The following is a 21,041-nucleotide window of genomic DNA, read 5'->3' as shown; positions in this document are numbered from 1 at the left end:
GCTGCATCTAAATTAGGAGTTCGTTCGACATGCTGCATTTGTCCCGCCTTACCTCGCTGGCCCTGACGATCGCCCTGGTGATCGGAGCGCCTCAGGCGTTTGCCGCCGAAACCGCTCAAGCAGCAACCGCCGCGACCACCAAGGCGCCCTTGCCGCTGGAAGAGCTGCGCACCTTCGCCGAGGTCATGGACCGCATCAAGGCAGCGTATGTCGAACCCGTAGACGACAAGACCCTGCTGGAGAATGCCATCAAGGGCATGCTCAGCAACCTCGACCCGCACTCTGCCTATCTGGGCCCGGAAGACTTCGCCGAACTGCAGGAAAGCACCAGCGGTGAATTCGGCGGCCTGGGCATCGAAGTCGGCGCCGAGGACGGCTTCATCAAGGTGGTCTCGCCCATCGACGACACCCCGGCATCCAAGGCCGGGATCCAGGCCGGCGACCTGATCGTCAAGATCAACGGCCAGCCGACCCGTGGCCAGACCATGACCGAAGCCGTGGACAAGATGCGCGGCAAGATCGGCCAGAAGATCACCCTGACCCTGGTGCGCGACGGCGGCACGCCGTTCGACGTGACCCTGGCCCGCGCCACCATCCAGGTGAAAAGCGTGAAGAGCCAGCTGCTGGAGTCGGGCTACGGCTACATCCGCATCACCCAGTTCCAGGTCAAGACCGGCGAGGAAGTCTCCAAGGCCCTGGCCAAGCTGCGCAAGGACAACGGCAAGAAGCTCAACGGCATCATCCTCGACCTGCGCAACAACCCGGGCGGCGTGCTGCAAGCCGCGGTGGAGGTGGTCGACCACTTCATCACCAAGGGCCTGATCGTCTACACCAAGGGCCGCATCGCCAACTCCGAGCTGCGCTTCTCCGCCACCGGCAAGGACGAAAGCGAAGCCGTGCCGATGGTGGTGCTGATCAACGGCGGCAGCGCCTCGGCTTCGGAGATCGTCGCCGGTGCCCTGCAGGATCAGAAGCGCGCAGTACTGATGGGCACTACCAGCTTCGGCAAGGGCTCGGTGCAGACCGTGCTGCCGCTGAACAACGACCGGGCGCTGAAGATCACCACCGCGCTGTACTTCACCCCCAACGGCCGCTCGATTCAGGCCCAGGGCATCGTTCCGGACATCGAAGTGCGCCGCGCCAAGATCACCAGCGAGTCCCAGGACGGCGAGTACTTCAAGGAAGCCGACCTGCAGGGCCACCTGGGCAATGGCAACGGCGGCGCCGACAAGCCCAGTGGTGCAGCGAGCAAGGCCAAGCCGATGCCGCAGGACGACGACTACCAGTTGGCCCAGGCCCTGAGCCTGCTCAAGGGGCTGAGCATCACCCGCGGCAAATGATTGAACCCTTCGCCGGCAAGCCGGCTCCTACAGGAGCCGGCTTGCGTAGGAGCTGGCTCGCCAGCCAAGCGCCCGCCAGGGTGCCCATTCCCCTAAAGGCCTGATCCCGATCCCCATGATTTCCCGCTGCTCACTGCTGTTGCGCTCGCTCCAGGCCCCGCTGCTCACCCTGCTGTGCCTCTTGCCCCTCGCGACCCAAGCCGCCGAACCCACAGCCGCTGCGCCCAAGGCCTACCTGAGCCTGATCATCGACGACCTCGGCCAGAACCTGCCCCGTGACCGTCGCGTACTGGCCCTGCCCGGCCCGGTCACCACGGCGATCATGCCCGACACGCCCCACGCTGCCGAATTCGCTCGCGAGGCCCATCGCGCCGGCAAGATCGTCATCCTGCACATGCCCATGGACCCGGCCACCGGGCCGTTTGCCTGGCACCCCGAGTTGCCCATCGAAGAGCTGCAAAAACGCCTGGAAGCCGCCTTCCAGGCCGTGCCCTACACCAGCGGCATCAACAATCACATGGGCAGCCGCATGACCGCCCAGCCCCAGGCCATGGCCTGGCTGATGGGCGACTTGCAGCGGCGACACAAATTCTTCGTCGACAGCCGCACCAGCGCCCAGACGGTGGCCGCCGCCGAAGCGCAGAAGATCGGCCTGGCCAGTGTTTCCCGGGATGTGTTCCTGGATGACGAACGTACCGAAGCGGCGATCAGCCAACAGTTGCAGACCGCGATCAAACTGGCGCGCAAACAGGGTTCGGCGGTGATGATCGGCCACCCTTATCCACAGACCCTGGCAGTGCTCGAACGTGAGCTGCCCAGGCTCAAGGCCCAGGGCATCGAGTGGATCGATATCAAGTCGATGATCAGCCTGCGCAGTAACAAGGCCATGGCCGGGCATGGCAAGAACGGGGTTTATCGCTAGAGGCCTTCGCCACAGGAGCTGGCTTGCCAGCGAAGCGCCTACAGGTAACGCCCCATGATCTCCTCCACCAGCCCCTCTTGGCGCATCTGGTCCAGGGCGGCCTGGAGCTTGGCCACCACCTCATCGGAGACATCCTTGTTCAGGGCCAGGTACAGCTCGGCGCTATTGAAGCGCAGCACCGTCTTGAGGCCGCTGATGCCCTCCTGCTTGGCCAGATAGCGCCCGGCCGGGTCGCCGGTGGCCCAGAGGTCGATCTGCCCCGCCACCAGCTTCTTGGCATTGTCCTGGTCCCGCAGCACCACCTGGGGTGCCAGGCCCTGCTTGGTCAGGGTCTCGGCAATGGCATCGCCCTTATAGGCGCCGATCTTGTATTTGCGCGCCTGTTCCAGGGATTCGAGGGTGATCTTGCTGCCGGCCTTGGCCAGCATGATCCAGTCATCCGGGCCAATGGGGCCGACCCACTTGAACAGCGGTTCGCGGTCCGGCAGGCGCGCCATGACGAACACACCATAGCCCGGCTGCTCCAGCGCCATCTTGTAGATACGCTCCCATGGAAAACGCAGGGTCAGGCTGTAATTGATTCCGGCACGCTTGAACATTTCACGGACGATATCCACGGCGATGCCGTCGATATTCTCGCCCTGGGCGAAGTTCTTGCCGTTCTTGGCCATGTTGTAGGGGGGAAGTTTTCCGTCAGCAACACCAGGGAGGTGTCGGCGGGTTCATCAGCGCGGGCGAGGCCGCAAAGAACAAGCGAAGCGCTGGCGACAACCACTAGAAGACGTTTGAACATGACGGGCTACCGGAATCCATGGCGTGCTCAAGAGTGCCGTGAGCACGCCATGCTGTCCAGTGGCTACCGCACAACAATCCCGCGCTGAGCCATATAGGCCTTGGCCTCGGGAACCGTGTATTCGCCGAAGTGGAAAATGCTCGCCGCCAGCACTGCGCTGGCATGGCCTTCAATGATGCCGTCGGCCAGGTGCTGGAGGTTGCCGACACCGCCGGAGGCGATCACCGGAATCCCCAGGGCATCGCTGATGGCCCGGGTCACGCCCAGGTCGAAGCCGTTTTTCATGCCGTCCTGATCCATGCTGGTGAGCAGGATCTCGCCGGCACCCAGGCCTTCCATCTTCTTCGCCCACTCCACCGCGTCCAGCCCGGTGGGCTTGCGCCCGCCATGGGTGAAGATTTCCCAGCGCGGGGTTTCACCCGGGCCGGAGACTTTCTTGGCGTCAATGGCGACCACGATGCACTGAGAACCAAAGTGCTGCGCCGCTTCGCCGACGAACTCGGGATTGAACACTGCTGCGGTGTTGATCGAAACCTTGTCCGCGCCGGCATTGAGCAGGTTGCGGATGTCCTGCACGGTGCGCACGCCACCGCCCACAGTCAGCGGGATGAACACCTGGCTGGCCATGCGCTCGACGGTATGGAGGGTGGTATCGCGTCCATCGACGCTGGCGGTGATGTCGAGGAAAGTGATTTCGTCGGCACCCTGCTCGTCGTAGCGACGGGCGATTTCCACCGGGTCACCGGCATCGCGGATGTTCTCGAACTTGACGCCCTTGACCACCCGGCCGTTGTCCACGTCCAGGCAAGGGATGATGCGTTTGGCCAGTGCCATGGCGAGTCCTCAGCCTTGGTACGAATCGCAGAAAGCCTGGGCTTCTGCAACATCGAGGGTGCCTTCATAGATCGCGCGGCCAGTGATGGCGCCGATGATTCCTGGCGCCTTGGCGTCCAGCAGGGCCTTGATGTCGCCCAGGTTGTGGATACCGCCGGAAGCGATCACCGGGATCCGGGTAGCGGCCGCCAGGGCTGCGGTGAAGGGAACGTTGCAACCCTGCATCATGCCGTCTTTGGCGATGTCGGTATAAACGATGGCGGACACGCCGTCGGCTTCGAAGCGCTTGGCCAGGTCGATGACCTGCACGCTGCTGACTTCAGCCCAGCCGTCGGTGGCGACGAAACCGTCCTTGGCGTCCAGGCCGACAATCACCTTGCCGGGGAACGCGCGACAGGCCTCGGCGACGAACTCCGGCTCCTTGACCGCCTTGGTGCCGATGATCACGTAGCTCACGCCGGCCTTCACATAGTGTTCGATGGTTTCCAGGGAGCGGATGCCGCCGCCGATCTGGATCGGCAGGTTCGGGTAGCGCTTGGCGATTGCGGTGACCACCTCGCCGTTGACCGGCTGGCCTTCGAAGGCACCGTTCAGGTCCACCAGATGCAAGCGCCGGCAACCCCCTTCAACCCATTTGGCGGCCATGCTCACCGGGTCATCGGAGAACACCGTGGAGTCTTCCATGCGGCCTTGGCGCAGACGCACACAGGCGCCGTCCTTGAGATCGATAGCGGGAATAATCAGCATCTGGCAAACCTTCAAGTTCGATTGTTCAGCTTCACTCGGAAATCAGTTTTTCTCGAGCGCCCACAGGTCGCTTTCGATGCTTTCGAACCTCTCCTTGAGGTGCGCCTGCACATCGAAAATCGCCCGGTTGTAATAGTGCGGAGCAATTTCGCGGGTAAACAGTTCAAGAACCTCCGCCGCTTCGAACGAGCCCAGCTCGAGCTCGAACCGATCCTCCAGGAAACGCTTGATCTTGTGCGTCGCCTCGCTCTCCTGTTCGGCAGTGAGGCTCAGGATCGGCGGCTTGGGTTTCTTGATCGCCATTTACCAGCGACCGTCCCAGGCGGCGAAATTCTGCAGCAGCTGCAGGCCGTGGGTATGGCTTTTCTCCGGGTGGAACTGCACGGCGAAACGCGAGCCGTCGGCCAGCGCCGCGGCGAAATCCACGCCATAGTGACCGCTGCCCACCACCTGCCGCGCGTTACCGGCATTGATGTAGTAGCTGTGCACGAAGTAGAAGCGCGCCAGGTCCGCAATGTTGTGCCACAGCGGGTGATCCACCGCCTGCTTCACTTCGTTCCAGCCCATGTGCGGCACCTTCAGGTGCTCGCCATCCTCGATCAGGCCCTTGCCGAAGAACTTCACCTGGCCGGGAAACAGGCCGATGCAGTCCACGCCTTCGTTCTCTTCACTGTGGTCGAGCAGCGCCTGCATGCCCACGCAGATACCGAGGAACGGACGGTCCTGGCTGACCTCGCGCACCAGGGCATCGAAGCCCAGGCGGCGGATCTCGGCCATGCAGTCACGGATCGCGCCCACTCCGGGGAACACCACCCGGTCAGCTTCGCGAATCACGCTGGCATCGCTGGTGATCAGCACCTTGCCGGCGCCCACGTGCTCCAGGGCCTTGGCCACCGAGTGCAGGTTGCCCATGCCGTAGTCGATAACGGCGACGGTCTGCATTACAGCACACCCTTGGTGGACGGCATCTGGCCGGCCATGCGCTCGTCCAGCTCCACCGCCATGCGCAGTGCACGGCCGAAGGCCTTGAACACGGTCTCGATCTGGTGGTGAGTGTTGGTGCCGCGCAGGGTGTCGATGTGCAGGGTCACGTTGGCGTGGTTGACGAAGCCCTGGAAGAACTCCTGGAACAGGTCGACATCGAAACCACCGACGGTGGCGCGGGTGAACGGCACATGCATCTGCAGGCCAGGGCGGCCGGAGAAGTCGATCACCACGCGGGACAGGGCTTCATCCAGCGGCACATAGGCATGGCCGTAGCGACGGATGCCTTTCTTGTCGCCGATGGCTTTGCTGAATGCCTGGCCGAGGGTGATACCGACATCCTCCACGGTGTGGTGGTCGTCGATATGCAGGTCGCCCTTGCTTTCGATGTCCAGGTCGATCAGCCCGTGCCGGGCGATCTGGTCCAGCATGTGCTCAAGGAAGGGCACGCCGATATCGAATCGGGCCTTTCCGGTGCCATCCAGGTTGATCGAGGCTTTGATCTGGGTTTCCAGAGTGTCGCGCTCGACAGATGCCTTACGTTCGGCCATCACCAGCTCCGCAAAATCATTGGGCGAAAAAGGCGAATAGTATAGGCCCCACGGCGGCTAAACAGAAACACGATGGACAATATCCTGACGGGCGCCAGCCAATGGCTGCGGGGCTGTACCTGTCATGACAACTGTAGAAACTGACTTGCTGGTGAGGTGCCAGGCCTACAAGACCGAGGCACCTTGTGCACCGGCAAGCCGGCTCCTGAGCAGGAGCGGGCTTGCCGGCGAAGCCATCAATGGAACAGCACCGCCGTCTTCTGCAAGGTCACCCACACACCCCAGGCCAGGGGAATGCCCACCACCAGCCAGGCAGCGATCACCACCGGCAGACTGGCGGACGAAGCTTTCCACTCCAGCACGACACTGCTGTCAGCGCCCTTGTCATGACCCAGGGCCTGCTCGGCCGCCAGTTGCTCATCGGTCATGAAGTACTTGTCGGCCACCGGGCGCACCAGCAGGTTGCACAAAAAGCCCAGCACCAGCAGGCCGGCGAGGATGTACAGGGTGATGTCGTAAGCCGCAGCGCGCTCGACGCCGATGCTCAGCTGGTACTCGCGCAGGTAGTTCACCAGCACCGGGCCCAGCACGCCCGCCGCGGCCCAGGCGGTCAGCAGGCGACCGTGGATAGCGCCCACCATCTGGGTGCCGAACAGGTCCGCCAGGTAGGCCGGCACCGTGGCGAAACCGCCGCCGTACATCGACAGGATGATGCAGAACGCCGCCACGAACAGGGCGATATTGCCCAGGTGGCCGAGGTTCGGGATCAGCGCATAAAGGGCAAAGCCCAGGGCAAAGAACACGAAATAGGTGTTCTTGCGGCCCAGGTAGTCGGAGAACGACGCCCAGAAGAACCGCCCGCCGATGTTGAACAGGCTCAGCAAACCGGTGAAGCCGGCGGCAATCGCGGCAATCTGCGCCAGTTGCCCGGCGTCCAGCTGGCTGAAGGTCAGGCCATTGCCCAGCAGCTTGCCGGCAAACACTTCCTGCAGCAGGGGCGAGGCCATGCCGAGGATGCCGATACCGGCCGAAACGTTGAGGCACAGCACCAGCCACACCAGGCGGAACTGCGGGGTCTTCCAGGCCACGTTCATGTGCACGTGGCGGTGGGTGATCATCGCATTGGCGGCTTTCTTCGCCGGTGCGGTCCAGCCCTCAGGCTTCCAGCCGGTAGGCGGAACCCGGTAGGCCAGGGCGCCACCGATCATGAACACGAAGTAGATGGCCGCCATCACCAGGAAGCTCTGCCACACGCCAACGCTGGTCGGCGTTGCAAAGTGGCCCATCAGGGCCGCCGCCAGGGGCGCACCGACCATGGCGCCGCCGCCAAAGCCCATGATCGCCATGCCGGTGGCCATGCCGCGCTTGTCCGGGAACCACTTGATCAGGGTCGACACCGGGGAGATATAGCCCAGGCCCAGGCCGATACCGCCGATGACCCCGGAGCCTATCCACATCAGCCAGATCTGGTGGGTGTAGATCCCCAGCGCCGAGATCAGCAGGCCACCGCACCAGCACAGTGCCGAAACCACACCGGCCTTGCGCGGGCCGGCATGTTCCAGCCAGCCGCCCCAGATCGCCGCCGAGCACCCCAGGAAGATGAAGAACAGGGTGTAGATCCAGCCGAGCATGGAGATCGGCCAGTCACACTGGGACGAAAAGATCTGCGCGATGAAGCCCATGCCGGGCTCGCAAGCCACGGGCGCACTGACGCCCAGGGCCTTGGACAGCGGCAGCCAGAACACCGAAAAGCCATAGGCCATGCCGATGCACAGGTGGATGGCCAGAGCGGCCGGTGGAACCAGCCAGCGGTTGAAACCGGGCTTGGCGATGATGCGTTCTTTGGACAAGAACGCTGGCTGAGCGGACGGACTGGCCGCCGCGTTGCTAGTGCTCATGGATGTTTCCCCCAATTATTAGAATTGTTCATCGGCCACTCTTCTGCGACGACCTTGGCACAACGGCGCGGTCGTTTTATTAAGTAAAGCTCCATTTGGGCAGACGCGACATTAAGTCGCACAAGGGCGGACGAACCGCGAGAGGTTACCATTTGCGACAAACTAAAAAACCAAACTGACATCACCTTTTTTCCCGCAGCTGCTTTGCCCACAGGCCAGGCCGCTGGCCAAAAAAAACCGCTACAACGAAAAAACCTCTAACTGCAATGGGTGACCAGTCGTCAGGTTCAGAGCGCTATACTCCCCCGCTAAATTTTGAATTCGACATACAAGGACTCGCCCATGAAAGCGTTCGGCAAAATCCTGGGTCTGGTAATTCTCGGGCTGTTGCTGATCATCGTGGCTCTGGGCTTCGCCCTGACCCACCTGTTTGATCCCAACGACTACAAAGACGAGATTCGCCAGATTGCCCGCGACAAGGCCCACATCGAGCTGACGCTCAATGGCGACATCGGCTGGAGCCTGTTCCCCTGGCTGGGCCTGGAACTGCACGATGCCGGCGTCGCCACCCTGGCCAACCCGACCCAACCTTTCGCCGACCTGCAGATGCTCGGCCTGTCGGTCCGGGTGTTGCCGCTGCTGCGCCGCGAAGTGCAGATGAGCGATGTGCGTGTCGAAGGCCTGAACCTGCGCCTGACCCGCAACAAGGACGGCCACGGCAACTGGCAGGACATTGGCAAGGCCGCACCGACCGACAAGCAGGCCGAGACTCCGGCCGCCAGCACCGGCGAAGCCAGCCAACCACCAGCCGGCGCGGACAAACCCGCGCAGCCGATCCGCCTGGACATCGACAGCCTGACCGTGAACAACGCCCGGGTTGAGTACAACGATGAACAGACCGACAAGCAGTTCACCGCCGAAAGCATCCAGCTGAGTACCGGGCCGATTCACGAAGCCACCAACACCCCGGTCAAGCTCACGGCCTTCCTCGCCAGCAGCCAACCCGCAGTGCGCGTGCGCACCGAACTCAATGGCGAACTGCGCTTCGACCGCGCCCTGAAGCGCTACCAGTTCGAAGACATGCGCCTGTCCGGCGAAGCCGCCGGCGACCCGTTGCAAGGCAAGACCCTGACCTTCGCAGCCCAGGGCCAGCTGCTGCTGGACCAGGCCGCCAACGTTGCCCAGTGGACCGGCCTGAAGGTCTCTCTCAATCAGTTGCGCGCCCTGGGTGAGCTCAAGGTCAACGACCTGGACAAGACCCCGCAGATCAGCGGCGGCATCTCCATTGCCCAGTTCGACCTGGCGAGATTCGTCGACAGCATCGGCCAGACCCTGCCCGCCATGGGTGAAGGCAGCCTGAGCAAGGTCGAGCTGGTCAGCCGCCTGCAAGGCACGCCCACCAGCCTGGCACTGGAAGACCTGAACCTGAAGCTCGACGACAGCACCTTCAGCGGCCGCCTGGCCATCGAGGACTTCGACAAGCAATCCCTGCGCGCCCAGCTCAAGGCTGACACCTTCAATGTCGACCGCTACCTGCCGCCCAAGTCCGCCGAAGCCAACAGCGCGGCATCGGCACGCAAGGCCGAAGTGCAGAGCAGCGAAGCCGATGCCATGGCCGGAGCCGGCAGCACCCCGCTGCCCAACGCACCGACCAAGGGCGCCTGGAGCACCGACCGCCTGCTGCCGGTGGAACGCCTGAGCAAACTCGACGTCGATGCCGACCTGAGCTTCGGCCAACTGACCCTGGACAAGCTGCCGATCCAGAATGCCGCACTCAAGGCCTCCGGCCAGGGTGGCCTGCTCAAGCTTTCCAGCCTGCGCGGCGAGCTGTACAACGGCAGCTTCGATGCCAGCGGCAACCTCGATGTGCGCCAGAGCACACCGCAGTTGAGCTTGCAGACCAAGATCAACCGGGTGCCGGTGGAACGCATCCTCGAAAGCCAGGGCCAGAATCCTCCGGTCAAGGGCCTGGTGACCCTGAACAGCAACCTCAGCGGCAGCGGCAACAGCCAGAAGGCATTGATCGACAGCCTCAACGGCACCGCCAGCTTCGTCATCAACAACGGCGTGCTGCTCAACGCCAATATCGAACAGCAGCTGTGCCAGGGCATCGCCGTGCTCAACCGCAAGAACCTCAGCAGCACGCCACGGGGCAAGGACACGCCCTTCCAGGAGCTCAAGGGCAACCTGACGCTGCGCAATGGCGTGGCCAGCAACCCGGACCTGAAAGTGCGCATCCCCGGCATGACGGTGAACGGCAACGGCGACATCGACCTGCGAGTGCTGGGCATGGACTACCGGGTCGGCATCATTGTCGAAGGCGACCTGCGGGATAACCCGGACCCGGCCTGCCAGGTGGGCGAGCGCTTTACCGGCATCGAGCTGCCGCTGCGCTGCCGCGGCCCGCTGGAGCTGGGGGCCAAGGCCTGCCGCCTGGACAAGGACGGCCTGGGCCAGGTAGCAGCCAAGCTGGCCGGTGACCGCCTGCAGCAAAAGATCGACGAGAAACTGGGGGACAAGGTCAGCCCGGAACTGAAGAACGCGCTCAAGGGGCTGTTCAAGCGATGAGAGCCGAGGCCTTTTCAACGGCGGTGCTGGACTGGTACGACCGCCACGGCCGCCATGACCTGCCCTGGCAGCAGGACATCAACCCATATCGGGTGTGGGTCTCGGAGATCATGCTGCAACAGACCCAGGTCAGCACCGTACTCAACTACTTCGACCGCTTCATGGCCTCGCTGCCCACGGTGCAGGCCCTGGCCGAAGCCCCGGAAGACGAAGTGCTGCACCTGTGGACCGGCCTGGGCTACTACACCCGGGCGCGCAACCTGCAAAAGACCGCGAAGATCGTCATGGCCGAATACGGCGGCGAGTTTCCCCGGGATGTGGAAAAACTCACCGAGCTGCCGGGCATCGGCCTGTCCACCGCCGGCGCCATCGCCAGCATCAGCATGGGCCTGCGGGCGCCGATCCTCGACGGCAACGTCAAGCGGGTGCTGGCACGCTTCACCGCCCAGGAGGGCTACCCGGGGGAACCCAAGGTGGCCAGGCAGCTGTGGGCCGCTGCGGAACGCTTCACGCCCCATAGCCGGGTCAACCACTACACCCAGGCGATGATGGACCTGGGGGCGACCCTCTGCACCCGGAGCAAGCCCAGCTGCCTGCTGTGTCCTCTGGAGCGCGGCTGCGAAGCCCACATGCTCGGCCTGGAAACCCGCTACCCGATCCCCAAGCCACGCAAGGAAGTGCCTCAGAAGCGCACCCTGATGCCGATGCTGGCCAACCGCGAAGGCGCCATCCTGCTTTACCGGCGGCCCTCCAGCGGCCTCTGGGGCGGGTTGTGGAGCCTGCCGGAGCTGGATGGCCTGGACGACATCCAGCACCTGGCCCTGCAGCACTCCCTGGAACTGGGCCAGCAACAGCAGATGCCCGGGCTGGTGCACACCTTCAGCCACTTCCAGCTGGCCATCGAACCCTGGCTGATCCGGGTCGAAGAGTCGGCCCTGCACGTCGCCGAGGCCGACTGGCTCTGGTATAACCTCGCCACCCCGCCGCGCCTGGGCCTTGCCGCCCCGGTGAAAACACTGCTCAAACGCGCGGCCGAAGTCTTGAATGCAGGAGAGTCGTCATGACCCGCACCGTAATGTGCCGCAAGTACCAGGAAGAACTGCCGGGCCTGGAACGCCCCCCGTACCCGGGCGCCAAAGGCCAGGATATTTTCGAACACGTCTCGGCCAAGGCCTGGGCTGACTGGCAGAAACACCAGACCCTGCTGATCAACGAAAAGCGCCTGAACATGATGAATGCCGAAGACCGCAAATATCTGCAGGGCGAGATGGACAAATTTTTCTCCGGCGAGGAATACGCCAAGGCCGACGGCTACGTGCCACCGGCTGAGTAAAGCTGTTGAAAATCGGGGGTGGAACGTAAGCGACGGTAATAATTAAACATTTTTTTCAAAACTTGCTTGACGCCCCCCTGAAAAACCCGTTTAATGCGCCCCGTTGCCCAGATAGCTCAGTCGGTAGAGCAGGGGATTGAAAATCCCCGTGTCGGCGGTTCGATTCCGTCTCTGGGCACCACCTTCAGCTTTCAGGTGGTGTTTACATCACGTGAAAGCAATCAGAAAACCCGCCTAGTGCGGGTTTTTTGTTGCCTGCAATTCAGCCCTTCCCTTCCCCCTGCTCGACACCCCGGCCTTCTTTCCTGCACAACCAAGCCGCTGCGCGACCATCACGCCACCCACACAGCGCATCACGCCTCGCTTTTTCTCAAGCGTTCACTTAAGTGAAGTACCATTTTGAGATAATCATCTTTTGATATTCGAGCAGAACCCCTATAGAACAGGGCCTATAGCAAAAAAATCATAGATAATTTTTTCGGCTTTCGAGATGTTTGCACAATGCCTGCATTCTTCCATCACGAACTTGAGCTGCTAAACCCATCCTTCGACTCCCCTCTGGTGGACGTGCTGAGCGAGCTTGAGCACCTTCGGCGCTTGCGATTGGAAGGCGATACGCCGCCTGCGGTCTTCTATCAGCTGAAAACGATCTTCCACATCCTGGAAAGCCTGGGTTCGGCGCGCATCGAGGGCAACCACACAACGCTTGCCGACTACATCGAGAGCAAGGTGGAAGGCACAGCCCAGGACACCGACCCGTTACGCGAAGTGGCGAACATCGAAAAATCCATGGATTACATCGAGCAAACCATTGGCCCGGGAACACCAATCACCGAGCTCACCATCAGAGAGCTGCACGCGATGACCGTCCAGGACCTGGAGCGAGAGGGCGATAAGACGCCTGGAGCGTATCGCCAGGGCGAAGTACAGATCGCTCAGGCCGCCCACCTACCTCCTGATGCCCTGATGGTGCCCAGCTACATGCAAGAGCTGGTGGAGTTCGTCAATCGAGAGGACCTACCCAAATACGACCTGATGAAAGTGGCCTTGACCCATCACCGGTTTGGTTGGATTCACCCATTTGGCAACGGCAATGGCCGCGTGGTGCGCCTCCTGACTTATGCACAGCTGATGAAATATGGCTTCAACGTCGATACGGGTGGCCGTGTACTCAACCCTACCGCTGTTTTTTTCAATGATCGGGAACGTTACTACGCCATGCTCGCCACCGCGGACCAAGGAACCAAGGCCGGGCTGGAGGCCTGGTGCACTTACGTTCTAGAGGGCATTAGGGACGACCTGGAAAAGGTCAATCGCCTCACCGACTATCGCTACCTGACCCGGCACATCCTGGCTCCTGCCATTACCTTTGCTCGGGATCGACAATGGATCACTGCAGCGGAAGAAACAGTACTGACCACAGCGATCAAGTCAGGCGTTGTTAAGTCGAGCGACATCGCCCAGGCACTGCCCAAGCTGACTGCCGGACAAAGGACCTATCAAATAAAGAAACTGGTGGACCAGGGCATGCTATTGCCCATCAGCGCCAACGCCCGGCAATACACCATCGGTTTCTCCAACAGCTACCTCATCAGAGGAATGATCAAGGCGCTTCGAGAGCAAGGGTTCATACCGGCACCGCTTGAGGCGCCATGACACTCTCTCGGGCTCTCCAAGGGCGCCCAGAATCAAACTGATCCTGGGCGCGCTGGCGCAGCGCCTGCGCCAATCAGAAGGCCTTATCCGCCCGCTCCATCTCCCGCCCCTGAGCCACATCGAGCAGGGCCACGCCATCACCGAGCAGCAGCGCGGCGATGTCGGCGATCTGGAACAGGTCGCTGGCGTCGGCCGTTTGCGCGGTCATGCAGGACAGGCTGTTCATCAGTTTGTGAAGGGCGCGTATGCGCTGATCGGCGCAGGCCAGGAGATCGACCAGCGGCGCATGGGGATTGATCAGCAGGACGGGGTTGTCCGCTGGCGTGTGGTGAAGAGGGATATATCCGTTCATTGGTGAAACTCCTTGTGTGTGAGGAGCTACCACCCAACTTCCTACCGGCCAGGTGGCAGCTGCACGCGGGGGTAGGAACCGGTCACAAGATCCGGCCACGCCGAAGCGTGCCCGCGTACAGCTGCCATAACGCATAGACAGCAAACAACACCCAAAGCGCTGGGTGCTGGTACGCATCTTATGATCGGGTTCCTACGCCCGGCCGCTGATTTGGCAGCGACCGGCGCAGAGCAAAGAGCAGGTCCGAGCAGCGCAAGCCCTCACCTGGTGACTGAAAGTAACCGGCCCGCTCAGTGCTTGTGCCGATGATGAATATCGGGGAAGTGCGCGTGGCTATGCCGGATCGGCGCGTGCTCATGGGGATGACTGTGGGGCTCTGAGCCGTCCCACTCAAAGCCGTGTTCATGCTGGTGGTGCTCGTCATGCCGGTGGCGATGGTTGTGCGCGAGAGGCTCATGCTGATGCTCGTGGGCATGATTCTCCATGAGGTGAATCCACACGCCGATGGCCATCAGTGCCGCCGCCACCAGGAACCACAGAGAAACCGGCTCGCCCAGGATCAGAATCGAGATCACTGCTCCCAGGAATGGCGCCGTGGAGAAGTACGCCCCGGTTCGCGCACTGCCCAGCCCACGCAGGGCCAGGACGAACAACACCAGGCTGACGCCGTACCCCAGAAACCCCACCAGCAGTATCGGGCCCAGCGTGGTCACAGCAGGCAGTTGCGCGCCGATGGCCAACGCCAGGCTGGTGTTGACCACCCCCGCCGCCAAGCCTTTGCTGCCCGCAATGAACAGCGCATCCGAGGCGGAGACTTTCCGGGTCAGGTTGTTATCAATGGCCCAGCAAAGGCAGGCGAAAGCCACCGCCAGCGGTCCCGTCCAGTCATGCGCAGTGGCGCTCTGGTGCGGCCATGACAGAACGATCCCGCCTAATACGATGGCAATCATGCTGATCACGATCCGTCGATCGGCGTTCTCCCTGAACACCACCCACGCCAGCAACGCCGTGAGTACCGACTCCAGGTTGAGCATCAATGAGGCGGTGGCACCCGCCGTCCGTGTCAGGCCGAACATCAGGGCGACCGGGGCAAGCACGCCGCCAAAGAGGATGGCTCCCATCAGCCACGGCCACTCGCGCACCGTCAGCCCCGTACGTTGCCAACCTCGATCCCGAGCGAAACGAACAATGGCCAGGCCGACACCACTGCTCAGATACAACAACCCGGCCAGGAGCATCGGCGCAACATCCACCCCCAACAGCTTGGCCAGCGGCGTACTGGCGCCGAACAAGGCGGCGGCAGCCAATGCATAGAGAACACTCAGATTCATATTCGGATCGCCTGTCAGGCTCGTTGCGTGCGGTGACGCATGATGGCTTGGCCTGTGTGGAAATGATGTGAATCGCCCCGCACCAGACAAGCGCGCCCTCTCCCAGCCAATAGCAAAAACCCTGAACCTTTCGATTCAGGGTTTTCAGACCTGGAATTGGGCATCACCCATGCTCAACGCCGGGCACCCCACCACCCCTCTCTCAGTAACCGTTATTCCAGTGGATGTTGAGATCGCGCATAGCCGCCACTTTCATGTCGACCATGCTGCGCTGTTCCAGCCCTTTGCGGGTGGTGATGACCTGGTATCTGCCGGCCGGCAACTGCACAAAGACGATCGGGCCCACTCCGCTCAGGCTCAACAGCTGATGCCCTCGCGGGTTCTGGATCAGCACATCGACATCCGAGGTGTATTCATTCCCTGAGCCGACGGAAAAGGTCATGTGCAGGTTGTAACCCTTGGCCTGCTGAATGGCCCGCGACTCGTCCAGGCCGATGCCGCCGCTGACATAGGAAATGCCGTTCTGTTGCAGCGGCTCTAATTGCACGCCAGCCGGGTCGATCGGCTCATTGCTGGTGGAGGCGGAGCGCACGCTCACTGGTGCGGCCAATAGCAGCACCGCGATAACACCTGACAGGACACTCATAGAAAAGGACTTCATGATGACCACTCCCGGGTTCGTCTCGAACCACTGAATGGGACGCCACCGTCAGGCCTCTGGCCCCGGGACGGCAGCGCCCGGGTCTCCCCTGCTTCATCTTGAATGGCCAGGCCATGTCTCAGGCCAGAAGCCGAATGAAAACCCTCGCTCGCCCTGTGCAACCAGACTCGCCCATAGCTCCTGCTATTGAGTGTAAAACCTGACACAGGGCGGTTTAGATCGATTCGGCGTGAGGCCTTTAACCAAAGGTACCTAGGCTAGGGGACCAGCCCCTCGGCTCGGAGCCTGCGCCGCCTGCCAATGCTTCATCTCCTCGGCGATGAAGTGCTGCACCAGATCGCTGTACATCTTCTCGATGGCATCCGGGTTCAGGCCTTCGGCCGCCGCCCAATCGCGACGAGTGGCCAACATGGCTTTGAAACGCTCCTCGGCGCGCACGGTGGCCGCCGAGGTCTTGAATTTCGATGCCGCCAGTACGTACTGGAAGCGCGCGCCGAGCAAAGCGATGACCGCTCGATCCAGGGCATCGATTTCCCGGCGGATATCGTCCATGCCCTGGCATTGTTCCGGGCTCATCTGGTTCTTCACTTCCATGCTCAAGGCTCCATCGACGAATAGGGATACCCGGGCTCGACCGGGCCCGGATTATTCCCATGGGCCCGCCTGGGAGTAAAGTTGCAGGCATCCGCCCATCCGGGCGCAAAGGAACTGCTCTCGTGAACCAGAAGCGAACCCGAGTCCGCCTGCCCCACCCCCAGCCCGGCAAGACCCGCAGCGGGGCCTGGTTTTTTTTGCTGATCGGCAGCGTGCTGCTGGCACTGACTGCACTGCTGGGCTGGACCCTGGTAAGCGCGCTGCTGGACGGACAGATCGTCACCAGCAACCGTGCCGGGCCGAAGCTCGCCTACAGCCAGGCGTTGCAGCCCACCAAGTTTTATATCGAGCTGCTCTGGCAGGGCACCAGCACCCTGTTGCTGGGTGCCCTGGCAGTTGCCGCGCTGTGGATCGCCCGGGTATTAATGGGCGCACAAAAAAATCGTCGCTGAACGCCAGGGGTCGCTCCGGCCCGTTACAGCCGCCAAGGAACAACCGCCCATGTCCCTGCTGCCCTCGCCCGACCTGCCTGCCGCCCGCCCCGCCACTGCCGAGCCGGCGCCCGGCCCCAGTGAACGCTTCAGCGAAGTGGCGGCGGACGGTTTCCGCCTTGGCGGCTTCAGCTGGCGCCACGCGCAAGCCGATCCGGCGCGCGCAGTGGTGATCATCAACGCCGCGACCTCGGTGCGCTGCCGCTATTACTTTCGCTTCGCCGACTACCTGTTCGCCAACGGCTTCGACGTGATGACCTACGACTACCGCGGCATCGGCGAGTCGCGCCCGGCCTCGCTCAAGGGGCTCAAGGCATCCTGGTCGGATTGGGGCGCGCTGGATTTCGAAGCCATGCTGCAACGCGCCCGGCGCGAGTTTCCCGGGCAACCGATCGACGTGGTGGGCCACAGCTTCGGCGGCTGCGCCCTGGGCCTGGCGGCCTCCGCCGGGGTGATCCGCCGCGCGGCCACCATGGGGGCGCAGTTCGCCTACTGGCGCGACTACGTGCCCGCCCAGCGCTGGCGCATGCTGGGCAAGTGGCATGTGCTGATGCCCCTGCTGACCCGCCTGTACGGCTACTTCCCCGGCAAGCGCCTGGGCTGGATGGAAGACACCCCCGCCGGGGTGGTCCGCGACTGGGCCACCCCGCACCCACGCTACGAAGGCCGCCCCAGCGGCCGCAGGCTGGCCGCAGAGCGCAGTGGGCAGCCCTTCGCCCAGGTCAGCGCCCCGATCCTCGCCATCAGCGTCAGCGACGACCCCTTCGGCACCGTGGCAGCCATCGAGCGGCTACTGGGCTACTTCGACAACAGCACGCGCACCCATTGGCGCATTCGCCCCGAGGACATCGGTGAGCTCGAGATCGGCCACTTCGCCTTCTTCCACAGCCGCTTCGAAAGCCGGCTCTGGCCGCTGCTGCTGCACTGGCTGCAGCACGCAAGCCCGGCCCCGAACAGCCCGGGGCAAGAGCTGACGCCGGGGCGCTGATCAGGCAAAGGCGTTGATGAACCAGGTGATCAGCGGGATCGCCACGATGTCGATCAATACCGCACCGCACAGCGGCACGATGATGAAGGCCTTGTAGGAAAAGACCTTGTAGTGATCACAGATCGCGCCCATGTTGGCCACCGCATTGGGCGTGGCCCCCAGGCCGTGGCCCATGAAGCCGGCACACAACACCGCCGCGTCGTAGTTGCCGCCAAACAGGCGGAACAGCAGGAATACGCACAGCAGCACCATCACCAGCACCTGCACCACCAGGATCACCAGCAGCGGCAGGCCGAGCTGTTCCAGTTCCCAGAACTTCAGGCTCATCATGGCCATGGTCAGGAACACCCCCAGGCATACGTCGCCCAGGGTGCTCACGGCGCTGTCGGGGATGTCGATGATCCGCGCCCGGTCATTGAGATTGCGCAGGATGATCGCCACGAACATCGCCCCCACGTAGCTTGGCAGGACGATGCCCAGGTGCTCGTTCAGCGCGCTGCCGATCCAGAAACCCAGCACCATGATCAGCAGAATGCAGGTCAGCAGGCGCAGCAGGGTCGGCGCATCCAAAGGCGCCACCGAACCCTGGGCAGCGCTTTCCAGGTGCTGCAGGGTACTGACCTGATCGGCCTGGATCTGCAGGCGGTTGCGCTCGATCAGCCAGCGCGCCAGCGGGCTGCCCAGCAAGCCGCCGGCAACCATGCCGAAGGTGGCCGAGGCCAGGGCCGCCGTGGTGGCCCCCACCGCCCCGAGGTTTTCCGCGATCGGGCCAAAGGCCGCCGCCGCGCCAAAGCCACCCTCCAGGGACACCGCACCGGCCATGATGCCCAGCAGCGGGTCGATGCCCAGCGCCTTGGCGGCACCGACCCCCACCAGGTTCTGCAGCAGCGCCAGGGACCAGCAGGCCCCCAGATAGACGAACAGGATCTTGCCGCCACGACGCAGCAGGCCGAGGCTGCCCCCCAGGCCCACGGTGGTGAAGAACGCCACCATCAAGGGCGTCTGGATCGCGGTGTCGAGCTTGATCGCCAGCAGTTGCTGATCGCGCAGCAGCCAGACGATCAGGGCAAAGCCGAAACCGCCGATCACCGGCGCCGGGACACAGAGCTGGGTCAGCCAGCGGCTGCGTTTCTTCAGCTGGGCTCCCACCCCCAGCAGGATCAGGGCCAGCGCCAGGGTGGTCAGCGCGTCCAATTCAAAAGTCGGCATGGCAAACATCTCTTCTTGTCATTGTGGTGTTGCGCGGCGAGGGGCATGCCCCTCAGTGAATCAGGCTGGCCAGCAGACGCGCGGCCACACGGGCGGTGCGCTGGTCCTGGTCGAGCCCGGGATTGAGTTCGGCAATGTCGGCCACGCGCAATTTGCCGCTGGCCCGAGCACGGCGTACCAGGTGCTCGACCACCTGTACATCCACCCCGTGGGCCGAGGGCGCGCTGACGCCGGGAGCCTGGCTGGCCGGCAGCACATCCAGGCACAGGGTCATGTAGAGCACGTCGATACCGTCGAGAAAAGCGTCCAGGCAGGCCTCGACTGCCGGCAGGTTCCAGCCCTGCATCTGCCGGTCCAGCAGGTAGCGCACATCGAGCTCCCGGGCTTGCTCGAACAGCGCCTGGGTGTTGCTCAACTCGCTGACCCCCAGGCAGCAATACTCGAAAGGCATGCCGGCCTGCCGGCAGTACTCGGCGATCTGCCGGAACGGCGTACCGGAGCTGCTTTGCGGCGCATGGCGCAGATCGAAGTGGGCATCGAAATTGAGAATGCCGATGCGCGGGCAGGGCTGTTGGCGGCGCAGGTGATCGGCCAGGCCACTGAAGCTGGCAAAGGCGATTTCATGACCACCGCCCAGCCCCAGGGCCAGGTGCCCCTGTTCGAGCAACAGGCCGAGGCGCTCGGCGTAGCGCTGCTGGGCGCTTTCCAGGTGGTGGTCGGTGCAGGTCACGTCCCCTGCGTCGTACAGCGGGCCGGTGCCGTGCCAGGCCAGGTTGGCCAGGGCCGCGCGCAAGGCTGCCGGGCCCTGGCTGGCACCGGTGCGCCCCTGGTTGCGCTTGACCCCCTCGTCACAGGCCAGCCCGAGCAAGGCGATACCCGCCGGCTGCTGTTCGGCCCAGGGCTGCACCCACTGGTGCCAGCGCCGGGCGGCAAGGCCTTCGGCCAGGTCGATACGACCCTGCCACAGGTGCATGGGGGCGGTGCTGATCATGGTCTTGCTCCAGTCAATTCAATCCAGTCGGGCGCTCAGGCGCTGGGCCGCTTCGCGGGTCCAGCGGATCAGCCGGTCACTGCGCTGTTCGGCGCGGAACGCCGGGGCCATGAGGCTGATGGCGCCTTGCAAGCGGTCACGGCTGTCCAGCAAGGGCGCGCTGACACCCCAGATGCCCAGATCGATCTCGCTCAGGCTCACCGCATGCCCGGCGGCGCGAATGGCCCCGTAGCTGTCCAGGTGCGCGGCGAAATCCGCCTCCTCGACGCCCTGCTGGCGCAGGATCGACAAGCACAGCTCAGGCTCCATGTAGGCCAGCAACACCTTGGCCGAGGCGCCCAGCAGCAGCGGCTGCGCCAGGCCTTTCTGGTAGCAGCAGCGCAAGGGCTGCGGGCTGTCCACCAGCTCGATGCAGATCGCCTGCCCGTTGCTTGGCACCATCAGCGCGACGCTTTCCTGGCTGAGTTCGGCCAGACGGTTGAGCTCCGGCTTGGCCAGGGTCACCAGCAGGCCTTCGCGGTCGAACTTCTTCGCCAGTTGCAGGCAAGCAGGCCCGGGCAGGTAACGGCCCTGGCCATTGTCCTGGGCCAGCCCCCAGCGCAGCAGGGTCTTGAGGTGGCGATAGGTGCTGCTCAGGGGCTGCTGCAGGTTCAGCGACAGCTCCTTGGCAGACATGGCCTCCGGGGATTGCCCCAGGGCCACGAGTATTTGCAGCAGACGGTCAGTGGGCGTGTGGTAGTGCATAGCGGCCTCTTGCAGCCATGGTGCATGGAGTTTCCCGGCAAATGAAATCAGATT

General features: G+C 63.3%; 21 protein-coding genes, 1 tRNA gene and 1 pseudogene. 9 read left to right on the top strand and 14 right to left on the bottom strand.

Translation table 11 applies throughout. From position 1 onward, the window contains the following. The first annotated feature begins 29 nt into the window (after positions 1-29). Both KI242_RS01900 and KI242_RS01895 read left to right on the top strand, forming a co-directional pair. Positions 30-1,340 (top strand): S41 family peptidase, encoded by a 1,311-nt coding sequence (locus KI242_RS01900; protein WP_011058743.1) that lies wholly within the window; start codon positions 30-32, stop codon positions 1,338-1,340. A 115-nt stretch (positions 1,341-1,455) separates the two neighbouring features. Continuing rightward, positions 1,456-2,262, top strand: coding sequence for a divergent polysaccharide deacetylase family protein (locus KI242_RS01895; RefSeq protein ID WP_015633829.1), 807 nt, complete (start codon positions 1,456-1,458; stop codon positions 2,260-2,262). 38 nt (positions 2,263-2,300) lie between these two features. Here the strand turns inward: KI242_RS01895 and KI242_RS01890 are convergent. The 7 genes and pseudogenes from KI242_RS01890 to KI242_RS01860 form a co-directional block, all read right to left on the bottom strand. Continuing rightward, a pseudogene (locus tag KI242_RS01890) lies at positions 2,301-3,055 on the bottom strand (ABC transporter substrate-binding protein). 63 nt (positions 3,056-3,118) lie between these two features. Beyond that, positions 3,119-3,889: an imidazole glycerol phosphate synthase subunit HisF gene (gene hisF, locus KI242_RS01885; protein ID WP_015633827.1), complete on the bottom strand. Its 771-nt coding sequence runs from the start codon at positions 3,887-3,889 to the stop codon at positions 3,119-3,121. Between the two features lie 9 nt (positions 3,890-3,898). Further along, on the bottom strand, positions 3,899-4,636 hold the full coding sequence (hisA, locus tag KI242_RS01880) for a 1-(5-phosphoribosyl)-5-[(5-phosphoribosylamino)methylideneamino]imidazole-4-carboxamide isomerase (RefSeq protein ID WP_011058739.1): 738 nt from the start codon (positions 4,634-4,636) through the stop codon (positions 3,899-3,901). Between the two features lie 42 nt (positions 4,637-4,678). Then, entirely contained in the window at positions 4,679-4,939 is a 261-nt protein-coding gene (locus KI242_RS01875; RefSeq protein ID WP_011058738.1) for a DUF2164 domain-containing protein, read from the bottom strand. Further along, on the bottom strand, positions 4,940-5,578 hold the full coding sequence (gene hisH, locus KI242_RS01870; RefSeq protein WP_019093880.1) for an imidazole glycerol phosphate synthase subunit HisH: 639 nt from the start codon (positions 5,576-5,578) through the stop codon (positions 4,940-4,942). It abuts the gene before it with no gap. After that, positions 5,578-6,171, bottom strand: coding sequence for an imidazoleglycerol-phosphate dehydratase HisB (gene hisB / locus KI242_RS01865; RefSeq protein ID WP_011058736.1), 594 nt, complete (start codon positions 6,169-6,171; stop codon positions 5,578-5,580). Before hisB ends, hisH begins: the two co-directional genes overlap by 1 nt. A gap of 236 nt (positions 6,172-6,407) precedes the next feature. Then, entirely contained in the window at positions 6,408-8,069 is a 1,662-nt protein-coding gene (locus tag KI242_RS01860) for an OFA family MFS transporter (protein WP_212805868.1), read from the bottom strand. A 342-nt stretch (positions 8,070-8,411) separates the two neighbouring features. Between KI242_RS01860 and KI242_RS01855 the strand changes: the two genes are divergently transcribed. The 5 genes from KI242_RS01855 to KI242_RS01835 all read left to right on the top strand — a co-directional run bounded on the left by KI242_RS01855 (position 8,412) and on the right by KI242_RS01835 (position 13,626). Next, positions 8,412-10,637, top strand: a complete 2,226-nt coding sequence (locus tag KI242_RS01855; protein ID WP_212805867.1) for an AsmA family protein — start codon at positions 8,412-8,414, stop codon at positions 10,635-10,637. Beyond that, a complete protein-coding gene (mutY, locus tag KI242_RS01850; protein WP_053148603.1) occupies positions 10,634-11,701 on the top strand; it encodes an A/G-specific adenine glycosylase in 1,068 nt (355 codons plus the stop codon). Before KI242_RS01855 ends, mutY begins: the two co-directional genes overlap by 4 nt. Continuing rightward, positions 11,698-11,970 carry an oxidative damage protection protein gene (locus KI242_RS01845; RefSeq protein ID WP_015633824.1) on the top strand — a complete coding sequence of 91 codons (273 nt, stop codon included), beginning with the start codon at positions 11,698-11,700 and terminating at the stop codon, positions 11,968-11,970. The genes mutY and KI242_RS01845 overlap by 4 nt, the downstream gene beginning before the upstream one ends. 105 nt (positions 11,971-12,075) lie before the next feature. Then, positions 12,076-12,151, top strand: a tRNA-Phe gene (locus KI242_RS01840). Between the two features lie 320 nt (positions 12,152-12,471). Beyond that, positions 12,472-13,626 (top strand): Fic family protein, encoded by a 1,155-nt coding sequence (locus tag KI242_RS01835; RefSeq protein ID WP_053155986.1) that lies wholly within the window; start codon positions 12,472-12,474, stop codon positions 13,624-13,626. Positions 13,627-13,699: 73 nt separating this feature from the next. Here KI242_RS01835 and KI242_RS01830 read toward each other — a convergent pair whose 3' ends face one another. The 4 genes from KI242_RS01830 to KI242_RS01815 all read right to left on the bottom strand — a co-directional run bounded on the left by KI242_RS01830 (position 13,700) and on the right by KI242_RS01815 (position 16,564). Next, positions 13,700-13,978, bottom strand: a complete 279-nt coding sequence (locus KI242_RS01830; RefSeq protein ID WP_015633822.1) for a hypothetical protein — start codon at positions 13,976-13,978, stop codon at positions 13,700-13,702. A 290-nt stretch (positions 13,979-14,268) separates the two neighbouring features. Then, on the bottom strand, positions 14,269-15,309 hold the full coding sequence (locus tag KI242_RS01825; RefSeq protein ID WP_212805865.1) for a DMT family transporter: 1,041 nt from the start codon (positions 15,307-15,309) through the stop codon (positions 14,269-14,271). 202 nt (positions 15,310-15,511) lie between these two features. Continuing rightward, positions 15,512-15,970: a carboxypeptidase regulatory-like domain-containing protein gene (locus KI242_RS01820; protein ID WP_212805863.1), complete on the bottom strand. Its 459-nt coding sequence runs from the start codon at positions 15,968-15,970 to the stop codon at positions 15,512-15,514. Positions 15,971-16,222: 252 nt separating this feature from the next. Then, positions 16,223-16,564, bottom strand: a complete 342-nt coding sequence (locus KI242_RS01815) for an isochorismate lyase (protein WP_011058729.1) — start codon at positions 16,562-16,564, stop codon at positions 16,223-16,225. 122 nt (positions 16,565-16,686) lie between these two features. Here KI242_RS01815 and KI242_RS01810 point away from each other — a divergent pair, with 122 nt between their 5' ends. Further along, on the top strand, positions 16,687-17,016 hold the full coding sequence (locus tag KI242_RS01810) for a hypothetical protein (RefSeq protein WP_041751913.1): 330 nt from the start codon (positions 16,687-16,689) through the stop codon (positions 17,014-17,016). Positions 17,017-17,065: 49 nt separating this feature from the next. Next, complete coding sequence (locus KI242_RS01805) at positions 17,066-18,043, top strand: alpha/beta fold hydrolase (protein ID WP_077933218.1); 978 nt, start codon at positions 17,066-17,068, stop codon at positions 18,041-18,043. On the opposite strand, the gene gltS is transcribed toward KI242_RS01805, so the two are convergent. Genes gltS through KI242_RS01790 form a run of 3 tightly spaced genes read right to left on the bottom strand, consistent with a single transcriptional unit; the run spans position 18,044 to position 20,987 of the window. Continuing rightward, entirely contained in the window at positions 18,044-19,252 is a 1,209-nt protein-coding gene (gene gltS, locus KI242_RS01800) for a sodium/glutamate symporter (RefSeq protein ID WP_011058726.1), read from the bottom strand. Positions 19,253-19,304: 52 nt separating this feature from the next. After that, positions 19,305-20,243 carry a formimidoylglutamase gene (hutG, locus tag KI242_RS01795; protein WP_041115264.1) on the bottom strand — a complete coding sequence of 313 codons (939 nt, stop codon included), beginning with the start codon at positions 20,241-20,243 and terminating at the stop codon, positions 19,305-19,307. Between the two features lie 18 nt (positions 20,244-20,261). Then, positions 20,262-20,987, bottom strand: a complete 726-nt coding sequence (locus KI242_RS01790) for an IclR family transcriptional regulator (protein ID WP_041115262.1) — start codon at positions 20,985-20,987, stop codon at positions 20,262-20,264. Positions 20,988-21,041 lie beyond the last annotated feature (54 nt).

Source organism: Pseudomonas sp. Eqa60, from assembly GCF_018326405.1.
GTDB classification, from domain to species: Bacteria; Pseudomonadota; Gammaproteobacteria; order Pseudomonadales; family Pseudomonadaceae; genus Aquipseudomonas; species Aquipseudomonas protegens.
This window is presented reverse-complemented; position numbering and strand designations above follow the sequence as displayed.

What these genes read in the sequence shown, in the direction of transcription:
- KI242_RS01815 (WP_011058729.1), bottom strand. Translation starts at nt 16,564, where the DNA reads ATGGAAGTGAAGAACCAGATGAGCCCGGAACAATGCCAGGGCATGGAC.
- KI242_RS01845 (WP_015633824.1), top strand. Translation starts at nt 11,698, where the DNA reads ATGACCCGCACCGTAATGTGCCGCAAGTACCAGGAAGAACTGCCGGGC.
- gltS (WP_011058726.1), bottom strand. Translation starts at nt 19,252, where the DNA reads ATGCCGACTTTTGAATTGGACGCGCTGACCACCCTGGCGCTGGCCCTG.
- KI242_RS01820 (WP_212805863.1), bottom strand. Translation starts at nt 15,970, where the DNA reads ATGAAGTCCTTTTCTATGAGTGTCCTGTCAGGTGTTATCGCGGTGCTG.
- KI242_RS01900 (WP_011058743.1), top strand. Translation starts at nt 30, where the DNA reads ATGCTGCATTTGTCCCGCCTTACCTCGCTGGCCCTGACGATCGCCCTG.
- KI242_RS01875 (WP_011058738.1), bottom strand. Translation starts at nt 4,939, where the DNA reads ATGGCGATCAAGAAACCCAAGCCGCCGATCCTGAGCCTCACTGCCGAA.
- KI242_RS01860 (WP_212805868.1), bottom strand. Translation starts at nt 8,069, where the DNA reads ATGAGCACTAGCAACGCGGCGGCCAGTCCGTCCGCTCAGCCAGCGTTC.
- KI242_RS01855 (WP_212805867.1), top strand. Translation starts at nt 8,412, where the DNA reads ATGAAAGCGTTCGGCAAAATCCTGGGTCTGGTAATTCTCGGGCTGTTG.
- hisH (WP_019093880.1), bottom strand. Translation starts at nt 5,578, where the DNA reads ATGCAGACCGTCGCCGTTATCGACTACGGCATGGGCAACCTGCACTCG.
- mutY (WP_053148603.1), top strand. Translation starts at nt 10,634, where the DNA reads ATGAGAGCCGAGGCCTTTTCAACGGCGGTGCTGGACTGGTACGACCGC.
- KI242_RS01790 (WP_041115262.1), bottom strand. Translation starts at nt 20,987, where the DNA reads ATGCACTACCACACGCCCACTGACCGTCTGCTGCAAATACTCGTGGCC.
- KI242_RS01895 (WP_015633829.1), top strand. Translation starts at nt 1,456, where the DNA reads ATGATTTCCCGCTGCTCACTGCTGTTGCGCTCGCTCCAGGCCCCGCTG.
- hisA (WP_011058739.1), bottom strand. Translation starts at nt 4,636, where the DNA reads ATGCTGATTATTCCCGCTATCGATCTCAAGGACGGCGCCTGTGTGCGT.
- hisB (WP_011058736.1), bottom strand. Translation starts at nt 6,171, where the DNA reads ATGGCCGAACGTAAGGCATCTGTCGAGCGCGACACTCTGGAAACCCAG.
- KI242_RS01835 (WP_053155986.1), top strand. Translation starts at nt 12,472, where the DNA reads ATGCCTGCATTCTTCCATCACGAACTTGAGCTGCTAAACCCATCCTTC.
- hisF (WP_015633827.1), bottom strand. Translation starts at nt 3,889, where the DNA reads ATGGCACTGGCCAAACGCATCATCCCTTGCCTGGACGTGGACAACGGC.
- hutG (WP_041115264.1), bottom strand. Translation starts at nt 20,243, where the DNA reads ATGATCAGCACCGCCCCCATGCACCTGTGGCAGGGTCGTATCGACCTG.
- KI242_RS01830 (WP_015633822.1), bottom strand. Translation starts at nt 13,978, where the DNA reads ATGAACGGATATATCCCTCTTCACCACACGCCAGCGGACAACCCCGTC.
- KI242_RS01805 (WP_077933218.1), top strand. Translation starts at nt 17,066, where the DNA reads ATGTCCCTGCTGCCCTCGCCCGACCTGCCTGCCGCCCGCCCCGCCACT.
- KI242_RS01825 (WP_212805865.1), bottom strand. Translation starts at nt 15,309, where the DNA reads ATGAATCTGAGTGTTCTCTATGCATTGGCTGCCGCCGCCTTGTTCGGC.